The sequence below is a fragment of the Streptomyces sp. NWU339 genome (assembly GCF_003143855.1).
GTDB lineage: Bacteria > Actinomycetota > Actinomycetes > Streptomycetales > Streptomycetaceae > Streptomyces.
Window position 1 is genome coordinate 1 of the sequence record NZ_QFRK01000081.1, and the last position, 12886, is coordinate 12886.

Genomic DNA, 12886 nt, shown 5'->3' on the forward strand with positions numbered 1-12886 from the left:
CTCGGCCGCAGCGAGTTCGGCCTGGATACGGTCGGCCTCCTCCCGCAGCCCGTCCACGCGACGGCGAGCGGCGAGCTCGTGCTCTTCCAGCAGTCCGACGACCGACGGCATCCGCAACCTCCCCAAGCAGTGACCACCCGACAGGCCACCACTCCCACGGAACCACCACCCCTATGCCCGACCAGGCAGAACGCCGTCCTCAAGCTCGGAAAGACAACAGCTTCTAAGCACCTGTCCGGCATGTTCCCGTACCTGCCCCAGCGCGCGGGCTACAACAAGCGTCTACGCTCGGCTCTGCCGCTGGTCAAGCGCGTGATCCGGGAACTGGCCCGGGACAGCGACTTCTGGACGGACACGGTGTGGATCACCGACTCCACGCCGGTGCCGTGCGGCATGTCGCGCCCGACTGTCCAACGATCGAACATGGCGGGCTGGGCCGGCTACGGCTACTGTGCCTCCCACTCCCGCTTCTTCTGGGGTCTCCGTCTGTACCTGGTGTGCACCCCGACCGGCATGCCGATCCTGTGGGCGCTGGCGAACCCGAAGCTGGACGAGCGGGAGGTGCTGGCCGCGATGCTCGAAGTCGACGCGGAGCTCGTCGCCCGCCGAGGGCATCATGCTCATCTCCGACAAGGGCTTCGCCTCGAAGGTGTTCGAGCAGGAACTCGCTGAGCTGGGCGTCGAGTTGCTTCGGCCGTCGTTCAAGCGCGAGAAGCAGCGGTACGGCGAGCCGATGCTCAAGAAGGTCCGCCAGCTCATCGAGTCGGTCAACGACACCCTCAAAGGCCAGCTTGACCTGGAACAACACGGCGGGCGGACCTTCGAGGGCGTCGCGATCCGGGTGGCCCAGCGGGTCCTGGCGATGGCTGCCGGGATCTGGCACAACAACCAGACCGGCGAACCCGTCACCCGCTCGCTGATCGCGTTTGACCACTGACGGCATCCGGCAGTGACCGCAGGCAGGCTCCCGCCGAGTCAGAGGACCTCGGTCTGCTGCGGGGGCACGCAGTGGGAGTACTCGCCAACCTGCACGATGTAGCCCTTCGGCGGCTCCAGGGACGTCGTCCACCAGATCCCGGCGACCTCCCCGACAGCTTCCGTCGTCGCGCCCGGTGTGTCCGACTCCAAGCGGATTCGGACGCGAGTTCCTTCGGGCAGGTCGCTGCGATAGCGGGGCGGCATGTCGGGATGAAGTCCTCCCCGGGAGACCAGGAACTCCGGCCGCAGCCTCCAGGGGCTGCCGTCCTCGGTCTCCACCGCGTAGAGCGGTCCGACGTGGCCATCACGCTCGTCCTGCTCGATGACACACGCGACGATCACACCGCGGCTGCCCACGATCTCCGGCCCAAGCCAGCCCAGTTTCAGAATCGGTGGGTGTGGCGTCGCCAGTTCCACCATCTCGCCGTAGACCAGCGTGGCCTGCTCTGGCCAGGGAGTCTCGTCCAACAGCCACCGATACTCGACGGTCATGAGCCCCTCCTGTTCATGGCCTCGGCAGACCACCACACCATAACGACGAGGCGTCCGGACGGAGCGGCCTGGCCAGTTCTCCAGTCGCGCGCTCATGAGGCTCTGGCTGGCCGGGCGGCGACCACCGTCACATCGGATCTACTCGTCTAGGCTTCCCGGGGATTGACGGGAACCAGCAGGCCGTCGCCCGGCCACAGGGCGCACCCGGCTTCCGCCCAGGCCAGTTGCCTGCCGACCTCGACCAGGACCTCGATACGGTCGGCGGGCCCGTACACCTGATACCGCTCGGCCGCCGGATCGTAGACCCGGACCTCGCTCCGCGGGCCAGAGCACACCAGGGCACGGGCGATGTCCGGCAGGCCCAGGCTGAGACCGTCGCATTCACGGTCCTGGATGAGCTGAAGCAGGTCCGCAGTGACCGCAGCCCAGTCGCCGACCTCCGGCCAGCGCGCACCGCCGTCCAGCTCGTGGGTGAGCGTGGACAGCGGCACGATCTCGCCCTGTCGGCGGCCGCGGGTGAGTCGGTCATAGATGCGGGCGCCGTCAGGCTGACGGACGTGCGGGTGCAGCAGCGAGGCTGCGGCCACGAGCGAGGTGTTGATCTCCTGGGCGGCGGCCGGGTAGTAGGCCTCGTGGGCGAAGAGCAGGTACACCTCGCGGGTGGGCTGCTCGGAACCATCCTGGGGCATGTGGGTTTCCTCGTTCGTCGTGACGGGGGTTGCGTGGTCGGCTGTGGGCTGGGGCTGTCGGCGGGGCTGGGGCGGATAGGGACCTAGCGGCTGCTGTCGGCCGAGCCGGTCTTGGCGGTCGGACGATGCGTCGTCCTTCATGGGCGTGACGATCCGGCTGGTCTGGACGGCGAGTTGCAGCATCAGCCGCTCCCGGGCGATGAGCTCGCTGGAGGCCGAGCGGGTGTCGCGACGCTGGAGCAGGTCTGCCGTGTCGAACAGCTGGTGGTGGCCGACCTTGACAGCGCGCCGCACCTCGTAGCGGTCGCTGCCGAGAGCCGCTTCGACGAGGCCGGCGTGAAGAGCGGCGAGGCGCTGCAGGTAACGGCAGGCGGCTTCGGCCTCGACGATCCGGACGTTCTCGCCGGCGCGGGCATCGAGCTGTTCAGGTAGGTGCTCCACAAGCAGGGGGGCTAGGGCGGCCGCGGGCACCACGATGCTGAAGGGGACGCCGTGCATGATCGCGAAGGTGGCCGCGATCAGGGTGAGGACCGTGACGACGGCGATGGCCGGCCGTACGGTCAGTGGGCCGAGGCGGATCCAGTGTGCCGGTCGCCTGGCCAGCCAGCGCAGGCCAAGGCGCTGGGGACGAGTCGCGATCGGGGTGAACACGGCGATCCGGTGGGGCTGTTCGGGCAGGCTGCCGTCGGCCGGGACACTCCAGTCGACCCACCCCCATCCGGCCCGTTCACGGATCAGGACGGGTTCGCAGCCATCCGCGCAACCGGCGCCGCAGCAGACGTGGCCGCCGTGCACCGCGCGGGACCGCTTCCTCTCCCACCGCTGCTGCTCTTGCTGGAACGGGCGCAGCTGCTGAGCGATCCCGCTGGTCGGCGGTGTCTGGGTGGTCATGGTGTGCTTCCTTCCAGCAGGTTGGTCGATGCGGTGACACAGGTGGCGCAGCGGCCGTCACCGTCGGGGTGGGCACGCCGGGGTGTCGGGCCGGGGCAGGTTCGGCACAGCGGCCAGCCCAGGCATGCGGGGCAGAGGTCTTCGCCAGGGGCGGTCCCGGGAACACCGCAGCCGGCGCACTCGACGAGCGCTCGGTAGGTCAGGGCCTCGGTCACCGTGCGGGCGGCGGACGCCGTGGACGACCGCTCGGTCGCCGGCCGCCCATACGGTTCGTCGTCCAAGTCGTCGCCGCGGTGGTGACGGCCATCCAACGCGGCGGGCGGCGGATAGGCCTGAGCAGCCCGCAGACGGGCCGCGATGATCGCACCAACCGTGGTGCGCACTGGGTTCGGCAAAGGCCGGTCGGTGATGACGTGCCGCAGCTGCTCGCTGCTCCAGCCGGCATCCATCATCACGGTGAGCACGCGGCCCTGGTCGGTCAGCACCTTCCCGGTCAGCAGGAGTTCGGGGCGGCTGCTGCCGATCTCGAGCAGTAGCTGGATCCCCGGATGCATCTCGTCCGCCGGGAGCGCGGCCGGCGGGGACGCCGGTGCGTCCGGCGCGTCCGTCCCTTGGGGCGTTCGCGCGACGTCGCCGCGGTCGCGCGGAGGGACGGTACTGGTCTTCTGCTTGTTGGTCTTCTTTCTGTTGGTGTTCTTAGTGGGGCGATTAACCGACGTCGGGTTATCCACCGGTGGAAAACCCGACATCGGTTGCGACCTGCTGCTTTGCAGGCTGGGCAGATCCGTGATGAAGTACGCGGCCGCGCCGAGGGTCCCGTCGGGGTGGCGCTCACGTTCCCGGAGCAGGAAGCCGTGCCGTTCCAGCTCCCTGAGCCCGCTCTTGACGGCCGCCTCGCCGTCGCGGCCGCGGCGCGCCAAGTCGGTGACGCTCATCCGCCAGCCGTCCCGATGCGTGCTGATGAGCCCGAACAGACCCTGGGCTTTGAAGGACAGCCGGGGGTCGCGGAACAGGCCGTTGGCGATCTGCGTGAACCGATCCCCGGCCATCACCCCACGGCGGATCCCCGCCCCGAAGCCGGGCCCGGCCTCACCCGCTGGGACGGAGGCGAAGGCCGTGCCGACTGCCGGCGCGAGGTCGGCGCCGACGGAGGCAGGGCGGTCCGTGATCGAGTACACGATCTCACCGAGCGTCCCGTTGCCGTGCCTGAGCTGTTCGCGGACGAGGTAGCCGTGCCTCTGCAGTTCGCTCAGGCCGCCGCGTACGGCGTCCCGCCCGTCGGGTCCGGCGCGCACGAGGTCGGCGACCGTCACGTGCCAGCCGGCGCGGTGGGTGCTGATGTAGCCGAAGATTCCCTTCGCCTTGAAGGAGAGCCGGCTGTCGCGGAACAGGCCGTTGGCGATCTGGGTGAACTGGTCCGCCGCCATCACCCCACGGCGGATCCCCGCCCCGAAGCGGCTCATCGTGCTTCCTCGCGTGCCATGGGCGCGCGGCCGCTGACGCCTTGGAGCAGGCGTGCGGGCGCGAGATGGCCGGGGCCGCTGGGTGAGAAGACGTAGGCGAGATCCATGCCGTCAGCTCACCCGGCGCCCCCGACCAGGCTGACGGCCACAGCCCCCGACCACCGGTCACGATGCGGCAACATGCGCACTGGGCTGCCGTGGTCGGGCCTGTGGTCGGGCCGACCACGGGTCTCCCCCGGTGCTCGGGAACGATGCGCAATCGCGACTGCGCAGTGACAGCGGAACTCGTTGCGCAGCCGGCTGCGCAACGGGTCCGGGTCGTGCGCAGTCGGCATGTGCAGCCGACTGCGCACAGCGGACAGGCACCGCCGGTCTGGGCTCTGCGCAGTCGTCCAAGGCGTGCGCAACCGGGCTGCCACGGCCTGCCCCTGGAGGCGGCGCGCGCCCGATCCACCGGCGGCCTCTCCCTCTCCACCCCCGTGAGCCCGCTGAGCCAGTTCACCGTCCGCGCCGCCCTTTACGCCGGTGGTCGGTTCAGGCGTGCCCGGTCGTAGTCGGTGCCCCGTGGTCGGGGCTGTGGTCGGGCCGACCACGGGCCCGACCACGGGCTTTGTGTCCCCATCGTGACCGTGGTCGGGGGCTCATGGTCGGTGGTCGGGTCGGGGTCGGCGGGTTTTCTCAAGGTCAGCAAGTACACGTTCTGACCTGGGAGTTTGACCATGTCCCCTGGCAAGCAGGCGTCGGAGAGCGACGCTGCTCCGCCGATGGCCGCAGGCATCGAGCTGGAGAAGATGAGGCGCCGCGTCCGCCTGTCGCGCCTGGCCCTGTTCACCGCGATCGCGGCCGGTCCCGTCGCCCTGGGCGTCACGGTGATGTCCAGCCCGACCACGGCCAAGGCCGCCCCCTCGGACAAGCCGGCCGCTGTGCGCACTGCTGCCGTCGCGGCCGACCCGGCGGGCTATGCGCAGGTGTTCGTCGGCGCGTGGTTGCGCAGCAGTGGCGACGAGGCCGGCAGTGCGCAGGCGCGGCTTGCTCAGTCCCTCGCGCCGGACGTCGATCTGCCGGAGCCGGTCGCCGGTGCGCAGCCGAAGCTGGGATCGGTGACCGCGGTGCGCAGTACGCAGCGCGACGTCGGCGCGTGGGCCGTGACGGTGGCTGCGCAGTACGCCGACGGACGGGTGCGCTACTTCGTCGTCCCCGTGGCCGCCGACGCGAGCGGGAGTTCGTTCGCCGTGACCGGTGCCCCGGGTGTGGTGGCGGGCCCGGCGCGCGCCGCGGTGGCCCGGTCGCCGTACGGCGTGAGTGTGCCGTCCGGCAGCGATCTGTCGTCCGCGGTCGGGGAGTTCTTCGGCGTGTACCTGACGGAGGCCGGGGAGGTGGATCGCTACCTCGCGCCCGGGGTGAAGCTGTCGCCGGTCTCGCCCGCACCGTACACGACGGTCACGGTCCAGGAGGTGTGGGGCGCTGAGGAGGCCGCGGCCGCCGAGCAGGTGCCGGCCGACGGTACCGAGGTCCGCGTCCGCGTCCAGGTCGAGGCCCGGGATGACGCCGGGCGCTGGCCGCTGGCATACGACGTCGCCCTCACGTCCCGCTCCGGCCGGTGGGAAGTCGCGGCGCTGGAGTCCGGGACCCTCCAGGACGGGGGTGCCCGGTGAACACGGTGCACAGCATGATGCTCGCCGGGCAGCTGGACGACCTCGGCGACAGCTGGATCAACATGTTCGAGGACTGGGCGACCAAGGGCCTGCAGGCCGGACTGATCGTGCTGGTCGTCGTCATCATGATCCAGAAGTTCAGCCTGAAGGCCGGAATCGGCGCCCTGCTGCTGATGATCATCGCGCTGGGGCTGTACGACAGCCGCGAGGACCTGGCGGACATGTTCACCGACGAGGTGAAGAACCCGGCCAAGGGCGCGCCCGCCGTGCCCGGCGTCGTGCAGGGTCCCGATCCGCTCGCCCGTGTGCACTCCAACGGCGCGGGAGGCCGGCTGTGAGCGCGGCAGCCGCGGGGCGGGTGGGACGCTTCTACACCACCGCCCGCCGCCACCCCTGGGTGCTGGGCAAAGTCGCCGACTGGAAGATCCCGCTCGGCCCGTACACGCCCGCACAGACCGCGGTCGCGGTCGGCGGCGGCTTCCTGCTGGTCAAGACGATCGGCTGGTGGTCGTGGATGGGCCCGGTGCCCATCGTGGCCTGGGTTTTGACGGTCTGGGCGGCACGCCGACCGAAGATCAAGGGGCGCGCCCCGCTGCAGGCGGCACTGGGCTGGGTGCTGCTCGCCTGGCAGCCGCAGGGCGGCCGCATCGGCGGGAGGGCCGCCCGGGACCGGATCTCCCGTCCTCTGCTCGGTGGCTTCACCGTCGAAGAGGCCGCTCCCGCTGTCCCGGCGATGGCGGCGCCGCCGCGCGCCGACCAGCCGACAGCCGGCCGGAGCGCGCCCCGGGGCCGGGCTGCCCGTCCGTCCGCGGGGCCGCGCTCAGAGCCGCAGGCTCGCCCGGCGCCGAAGGGGCCTGTGTCGGGTGTGCCGGTGTCGGGTGTGCAGCAGTTGCTCGCCCTGGCCCAGCAGGCGGGGGGTGCGCGGTGAGGGTGCCGATCCGTCACATCGCCGGGCATCTGGTGTGGTCGACCCACGGCAGCGTGTGGGCCCTCTACCGGCTGCACCCCGGTCCGGACGCCCGCGGCCGCCGGGAGGAGACCGTCCAGGGCACCTACGTGCCGGCCGCGGTCCGCGACGAGCAGCTCGCGAAGATCACGCACTTGATCCGTTCGTTGACGGGGGCGCCGCGCCTGTTCGGGCTGTGCGCGCAGGTCGACCCGGGCGAGATCGCGCTGCGCATGATCGAGGGCATCGAGCCCGGCGCCCGGCCCCCCGGCGACGCGCATCCGTGGGTGGAGAACGTCGAGGCCACCCTGGACCTGCTGAACGACCAGGAGATGCACCGGCGCACCCTCTGGCTGGCGGTGCCGCTGCAGAACGATGCCGCGGGCGGGCAGGTGACCGCGTCGCTCGGCGCGATGTGGGCGGACGTCGCACCGATGCTGGGCATGCGGGCCGCACCCGTGGCGCGCCGCGAGGTGACCTCCTACCGCGAGCAGGCCTTGCGGGTGGAGGCCGCACTCGCCGGCGGCGTCGCCCTGCGCCCGGCCCGCCCGGCGGAGATCGTGTGGATGATCCAGCACGCCCTGCACCGCGGCCTGGACGAGCCGCTGCTCACCGAGGCCGAGACCAGCGACCTGTACGGCGGGCAGCTGAGGGCGGGGGCGCTGCACTCCCCCAGCTACGCCGACCTCGGCCAGGCCCGCCTGCAGGAGGGCGGTGTCGATCCGGCGCTCGACGCCGCCGACCTGGTCGGCGCGGACCGGATCGGCCGGTCGGGCCGCACGGCGTGGTGGCGGCTGAAGACGTCGTCGCCGCTACGGCGGCGGTGGCTGCAGGTGGAGTCCGACGCCGGGGTGGGCTATCAGGCGCAGTTGGCGCTGGCCGAGTGCCCGCCCGCGGTGAGCCAGGACGCCGCCGACCTGTTCGCGCAGCTGGAGACCCTGGATTTCCCCGTCGACTACACCGTCGACCTCGCTCTGGTGCCGGCCGAGAAGGCGCGCGACCAAGTGAGGCGCAAGAAGAACGAACTGGTCGACCAGGCCGACCAGTACGACGCACGCCCCACCGGCATGCCCGCCTCCCTGACCGACGCCGCCCGCGACCTGGGCGAGCTGGACGCCCGCCTGTCGCGCACCAGCGTGGAGGTCGAGGTCCAGTCGGTGACCGTCCTGACCGTGTGGGGGCCGACCGCCGCCGTCTGCGACGCCCGCGCCCGGGCCCTGGCCGCCCTGCTCGGCGGCGCCGACTACCGCGCCGTGCGCCCGGCCGGGCTGCAGGAGTCCCTGTTCACCCTTGGACTGCCCGGCACCGCGCGACCCGGTGTGGTGCGGGAGTTCACCCAGCACCAGGTCAGCGAAGACTGGGCGCTGGGCGGAGCCTTCACCGCTGCGGAGGTCGGCGACCCCAACGGCATGTTCCTCGGCATCGACCTGGACTGCGGCACCACCCGCCCCGTCATGATCAACGTGGCGGACGCGCCGAAACAGGACGCCTCCGCCTCCATGGGCGTCGTCGGAGATCTCGGCGCGGGCAAAAGCGTCCTGGAGAAGCTGATCTCCGAGGCAGTGTGGGCACGCGGCGGAGTCGCGATCTGCATCGACCGCACCCCCGTGCGGGAGTGGGCGACCTTCGCCCGCACCGCGGCCGCGGGCCGCTGCCAGATCATCGACGCCGCCCAGGCCGAGGTGTCCATCGACCCCCTGCGCATCTTCACCGGCCCCGAAGGCCGCCACTACGCCCTGTCCTACCTCACCCTCCAGCTCGGCATCGGCCCCATGAGCACAGGCGGGGAAGTCCTGCACCACGCCGTGGAGCGGGCCGCAGCCAGCGACGCCCCCTCCATGCACCGTGTCCTGGAAGTCCTCGAGGAGATGGGCCGGGCGGAGGCGGGCAAGCGGCAGGACGCGGCCACCACCCTCGCCGGACTCATCCGCGTCGTGGCCAGCAACCCTCTTGCCGCGATGGTGTTCGACCCCATCCTGCCGCCCGTGCGGCTGGACGCCTCCAGCGCCTCCGACATGATCGTGATCACGACGACCGGCCTGAAGCTGCCGCCGAAGGCCGCGTTCGACAAGCCCGAAGTCCTGCACCAGCAACCCCTGGAAGCCCTGATCGGCCGCGCGGTCCTCTACCTGATCGCGGCAATCGCCCGGCAGACCGCGTTCGAGGACCCCGAACGGTTCACCGCCGTGGTGCTGGACGAGCTGTACTGGCTCACCTCGTCCGCCGAGGGCACCGCCCTGGTCCACGAGATCCTCCACGACGGCCGCAAGCACGGCGCCGGGCTGATCGCCGGCTCCCACGACGCGGAAGAACTCGGCCCCGACCGCGGGCTGATGGCCTACCGCGCGCTCGCCCGCACCACCGACCGCGAACGCGCCCGCCGGGGGCTGGAGTTCCTCGGTCTCGATCCGAACGACCCCGAGCTGCTGCGGCTGGTCACCACCGGTCTGTCCCCCGTCGGACAGCGCGGCCGCGAAGGCGAGTTCCTCATCGCCTGCCCGCGGCAGAACATCGGCCGGGTCAAGGTCAGCATCCCGCGCATCGAGCGGATCTCCTCCTCCATCACCACCACGCCGGGACGCCGCACCACCGCGCCCGCGTCCGCGCCGCTCGTCGGCGCCGCTGCGGGTGACCGTCAAAAGGAACTCCGATGACCTCTTTCGCCCCCAGCCGTTCCCGGCGCTTGGCCGCAGTCGCAAGCGCCCTCACGGCAATCGCCGTCGCCGTCGGCGTGCTCGTCCTGGTGCTCGGGGCGAGCCTGCCGGAGACCTGGTGGCCACGCACCGGACAGGCCTTCACCGCCGACGCCGCCGGGACGCCCGCAGACGCGTGCGATCTGATAGCCGGCCCGGCCAAGGCGTACTGCGAGCGCGGCCGCCACGCCACGAGCGCCGCCCCCGGCCAGGACAGCGGCGACGCCGCCGCATGGAAGCTGGTTCCCGCCGCGGCGGGGCTGGGAGCGCTCGTGATCTGGCGCCGCGCTCCGGCAGGACGAGGGCGGGCTTGAGATGTTCCGTCCAGACCGCGCAACCCTGCGCTCGGCCGGCTTCACCCTGCTGCTCACCGGCGTGTTCGTCATGGTGAACAGCCAGGTCGTGTATGCGGCCGGCAGCAATAGCGAGACCGGAGACCTGCTTGCCCCGCTGAACATCACCTCCTCCGAGGGGGTGGCGATCAACGGCTACGAGCTGAACGCCGACGGCGGCTCCATCGTCGCCTTCAAGACGCAGGCCTTGGCCTTCGCCCTGTCCGGGCTGTTCACCCTGATCCGGCTGCTGGTCGGCCTGGCGGGGTGGGCGATCGAGGTGGCCTTCCGGTTTCCCCTGCTGAAGATCTTGATCCGTCCGGCTCAGAAGGTCGCCGACGCCTACGGCAACGTGGTCGTCGACACGCTCGGGCTGAAGGGTCTGCTGCTGGCCTGGGCGTTTGTTTTCGCGGGTTTCATGATCGTGCGCGGTCGTGTCGGCCGCGGTCTGGGCGAGATCTTCCTGACCCTGCTCATCGGGGCGATCGCCGTCTCGGCTCTCATCCGCCCCGACACGCTACTCGCCCAGGACGGACCCCTGGGGCAGTCCCAGCAGGTGGCCGCCGAGGTCGCCCAGCAGAGCGTCAACTCCTACGACTGGGGCGGCAAGCTCGCCAGCCGTGGCCCGTGCGCCGGCATGGCCGGCATGCAGGAGGTCAAGTGCGTGGAACGTGAAGGCGAGAAGCCTGTCTCCGCCGAAGAGGTGGCCCGCCCGATCCAGGACTCGGTCACCAACGCGCTGATCGTCAAGCCGTACATGCTGCTGCAGTACGGGCGCATCCTCGACCCCGCGAAAGATTCCGACCGCAAGGCCTACGCCGTGCACCTGAAGTGGGTGACCGGCGGCTACAAGGCCACCGAGGACACAGGCGACAAAGACAAGGAGGACCCCTGTGAACTGATCGAGGGGCCGGGCAAGCAGTACTGCGAGCGCGACACCGACGACACCCCTGGAAACGACGGCAACGACAGCCTGCCGGAGCTCACCCCGGGTGGGGAACTGTTGGACGCCTCCAACGCGATCGTCACCGACGAGGACCGCGAGTTCTCCGCCTTCATGCAGGACATGAAGAAGGCCGGCGATGTCGGCAAAGCGTGCGCCGACTATGCGCACCAGCCCACCTGGTGGCGCGTCGGCGGCGCCGCCCTGCTGCTCATCGCCGCGCTGTTCATCTGCGGCATGCTGCTCTCCAGCGCCATCGTGCTGCTGGGCACCCAGGGCATCTGCGCGGCGGCCGCGGCCGCGGGCGGCGTCACCTTCATCGCCGGCATGCTGCCCGGTCCCGCCCGCCAATCCGTGTGGAAATGGCTGTCGATCTGGGGCATCTCGGCCCTGACCGTGGTCGGGATCTGCGCGTTCATCCCGTTCTTCGGCATCGCCGTCGACGCCACCATCACCGACGGGCCCGACTTGATGGTGGAGCGGATCCTGCTGATCGACGTCCTGGCCGTCGCGGGCGCGGCCGGGCACCGCAGGCTCCTGACCGGGATCACCTCCTTCGGGCGGCGTATGGCCATGCGGATGCGCTACGCCAAGGTCGGCGGCACGCACATGCCCGGCGACACCTCCGAGCTCGGCGCCGCGCTCGCCATGAACTCACCTGCCGCGCTCGGCGGTTACGGCGGGGGCTTGCGCGCCTTCACCGGTGGCGGGGGCGGCCGGTTCGGGCTGCTCGGCACCCGGCAGCGCCTGATGGGCGCGCTGACGTCGCTGGTCGACGGGGCGGGCATGCCCGTGGACACTGGACGGGTGCTCGCCGATGCCACGGCCGAAGCAGGGCGCGGGCTCGCCCCGCTCACCGCGGCGGCTGCCGTGGGCGGGGCGGGCGTGAGGTTCGGTGCGAAGGGCGGCCACTGGCTGCTGATCGGCCGGCGGCCGGACAAGGAGCAGCTGGCCAAGTGGCGTAAGCCCACGGCTGACGGCGACCCGGACGAAAATGGCCCGTCCGGCGGACCAGGCGGCGGGTCGGGCGGCGGGGGGCCGCGCCGTCCCGGCGGTCCGCCCGACCGCTACCGCGACGAGGACGGCCAGGTCGTCGACCGCCGCTCGGGACAGGTGCTGCACGACCAGAACACCGACCGCACACTCGTGTCGACGCGCGCACACAACCGCCTGGTCCGTTTCCGCGGCTACCGCATCCTCAACCGGGGCGGCCGCACCGCGTACGGGGCGACGGTCGGTCTCCCGGCAGGCGTCCGCCGGGCCCGCTCGGGCGGATCGCAGTACGCGCAGGACGCCCGCCAGCAGGTGCGGGTGTGGGGCAACACCGTCCGCGAAGACGGCCGTGCCTGGGCCGAGGCGGGACGGCAAGTCGCCGCCTCCGGCCCCTTCCGCAGCCGCCGCCTCCCGACAGCAACGACAGCGCCCTCCCCGCGGCCGAACCCGGTGCAGCCGCCGACGACACGTACCGGCAGCCCCGCGGGCCGTCCGGGGCCGGCCCCCGCCCGGCCGAGCGCGCCGACGTCTCCGGCGGGAGGCAGCACCACGCCGACAGGCACGCCGACGTCCCCGACCCGGCTCGCGAGCGGGAACACCCCGCGTCCGGCGAGCCCTGCGCCCAACAGGACGGGCTCGGCCCTTCCCAGCGGAGGCAACGCCGGCAACACCACACGCGACGAAGCGCGTCGGCGGATGCAGGACCTGATGCGGCGGACCGCTCCCGACGCGGAGCGTCTGCGCCGTGAGCGCAGCCAGCGGCCGCCGGCCGAGGACGGTGATGCCGAGTGAAGCGGGCCCGGCGCCGCCC

At 71.7% G+C, this 12886-nt stretch carries 9 protein-coding genes and 1 pseudogene; 7 read left to right on the forward strand and 3 right to left on the reverse strand.

The annotated features are described in order from the left end of the window. Nucleotides 1–219 precede the first annotated feature (219 nt). Nucleotides 220–937 (forward strand): annotated as a pseudogene (locus tag DIZ27_RS48060) (IS982 family transposase); the annotation flags it as partial. A gap of 38 nt (nucleotides 938–975) precedes the next feature. On the opposite strand, the gene DIZ27_RS41085 reads toward DIZ27_RS48060, so the two are convergent. The 3 genes from DIZ27_RS41085 to DIZ27_RS41095 form a co-directional block, all read right to left on the reverse strand. Then, nucleotides 976–1470 (reverse strand): hypothetical protein, encoded by a 495-nt coding sequence (locus DIZ27_RS41085; RefSeq protein WP_109383425.1) that lies wholly within the window; start codon nucleotides 1468–1470, stop codon nucleotides 976–978. 146 nt (nucleotides 1471–1616) lie between these two features. Next, nucleotides 1617–3050: a hypothetical protein gene (locus DIZ27_RS48065; protein WP_258308824.1), complete on the reverse strand. Its 1434-nt coding sequence runs from the start codon at nucleotides 3048–3050 to the stop codon at nucleotides 1617–1619. After that, nucleotides 3047–4513 (reverse strand): hypothetical protein, encoded by a 1467-nt coding sequence (locus DIZ27_RS41095; protein ID WP_109383426.1) that lies wholly within the window; start codon nucleotides 4511–4513, stop codon nucleotides 3047–3049. The genes DIZ27_RS48065 and DIZ27_RS41095 overlap by 4 nt, the downstream gene beginning before the upstream one ends. Before the next feature lie 719 nt (nucleotides 4514–5232). On the opposite strand from DIZ27_RS41095, the gene DIZ27_RS41100 reads away from it, so the two are divergent. The 6 genes from DIZ27_RS41100 to DIZ27_RS41125 are packed head-to-tail and all read left to right on the forward strand — an operon-like array spanning nucleotide 5233 to nucleotide 12867. Continuing rightward, the gene (locus tag DIZ27_RS41100) at nucleotides 5233–6168 is read left to right on the forward strand and encodes a conjugal transfer protein (RefSeq protein WP_109383427.1); all 936 of its coding nucleotides are present in this window, start codon (nucleotides 5233–5235) and stop codon (nucleotides 6166–6168) included. Further along, nucleotides 6165–6506 carry a hypothetical protein gene (locus DIZ27_RS41105; protein ID WP_109383428.1) on the forward strand — a complete coding sequence of 114 codons (342 nt, stop codon included), beginning with the start codon at nucleotides 6165–6167 and terminating at the stop codon, nucleotides 6504–6506. The genes DIZ27_RS41100 and DIZ27_RS41105 overlap by 4 nt, the downstream gene beginning before the upstream one ends. Beyond that, nucleotides 6503–7096 (forward strand): hypothetical protein, encoded by a 594-nt coding sequence (locus DIZ27_RS41110; RefSeq protein WP_109383429.1) that lies wholly within the window; start codon nucleotides 6503–6505, stop codon nucleotides 7094–7096. Before DIZ27_RS41105 ends, DIZ27_RS41110 begins: the two co-directional genes overlap by 4 nt. Continuing rightward, nucleotides 7093–9768: an ATP-binding protein gene (locus tag DIZ27_RS41115; protein WP_109383430.1), complete on the forward strand. Its 2676-nt coding sequence runs from the start codon at nucleotides 7093–7095 to the stop codon at nucleotides 9766–9768. Before DIZ27_RS41110 ends, DIZ27_RS41115 begins: the two co-directional genes overlap by 4 nt. Next, on the forward strand, nucleotides 9765–10121 hold the full coding sequence (locus DIZ27_RS41120; RefSeq protein ID WP_109383431.1) for a hypothetical protein: 357 nt from the start codon (nucleotides 9765–9767) through the stop codon (nucleotides 10119–10121). The genes DIZ27_RS41115 and DIZ27_RS41120 overlap by 4 nt, the downstream gene beginning before the upstream one ends. A gap of 1 nt (nucleotide 10122) precedes the next feature. Next, nucleotides 10123–12867, forward strand: coding sequence for a hypothetical protein (locus DIZ27_RS41125; protein ID WP_109383432.1), 2745 nt, complete (start codon nucleotides 10123–10125; stop codon nucleotides 12865–12867). Nucleotides 12868–12886: the final 19 nt, after the last annotated feature.

Coding starts and splice junctions, on each gene's coding strand:
- DIZ27_RS48065 (WP_258308824.1), bottom strand. CDS start 3,050: ATGACCACCCAGACACCGCCGACCAGCGGGATCGCTCAGCAGCTGCGC.
- DIZ27_RS41125 (WP_109383432.1), top strand. CDS start 10,123: ATGTTCCGTCCAGACCGCGCAACCCTGCGCTCGGCCGGCTTCACCCTG.
- DIZ27_RS41120 (WP_109383431.1), top strand. CDS start 9,765: ATGACCTCTTTCGCCCCCAGCCGTTCCCGGCGCTTGGCCGCAGTCGCA.
- DIZ27_RS41095 (WP_109383426.1), bottom strand. CDS start 4,513: ATGAGCCGCTTCGGGGCGGGGATCCGCCGTGGGGTGATGGCGGCGGAC.
- DIZ27_RS41085 (WP_109383425.1), bottom strand. CDS start 1,470: ATGACCGTCGAGTATCGGTGGCTGTTGGACGAGACTCCCTGGCCAGAG.
- DIZ27_RS41100 (WP_109383427.1), top strand. CDS start 5,233: ATGTCCCCTGGCAAGCAGGCGTCGGAGAGCGACGCTGCTCCGCCGATG.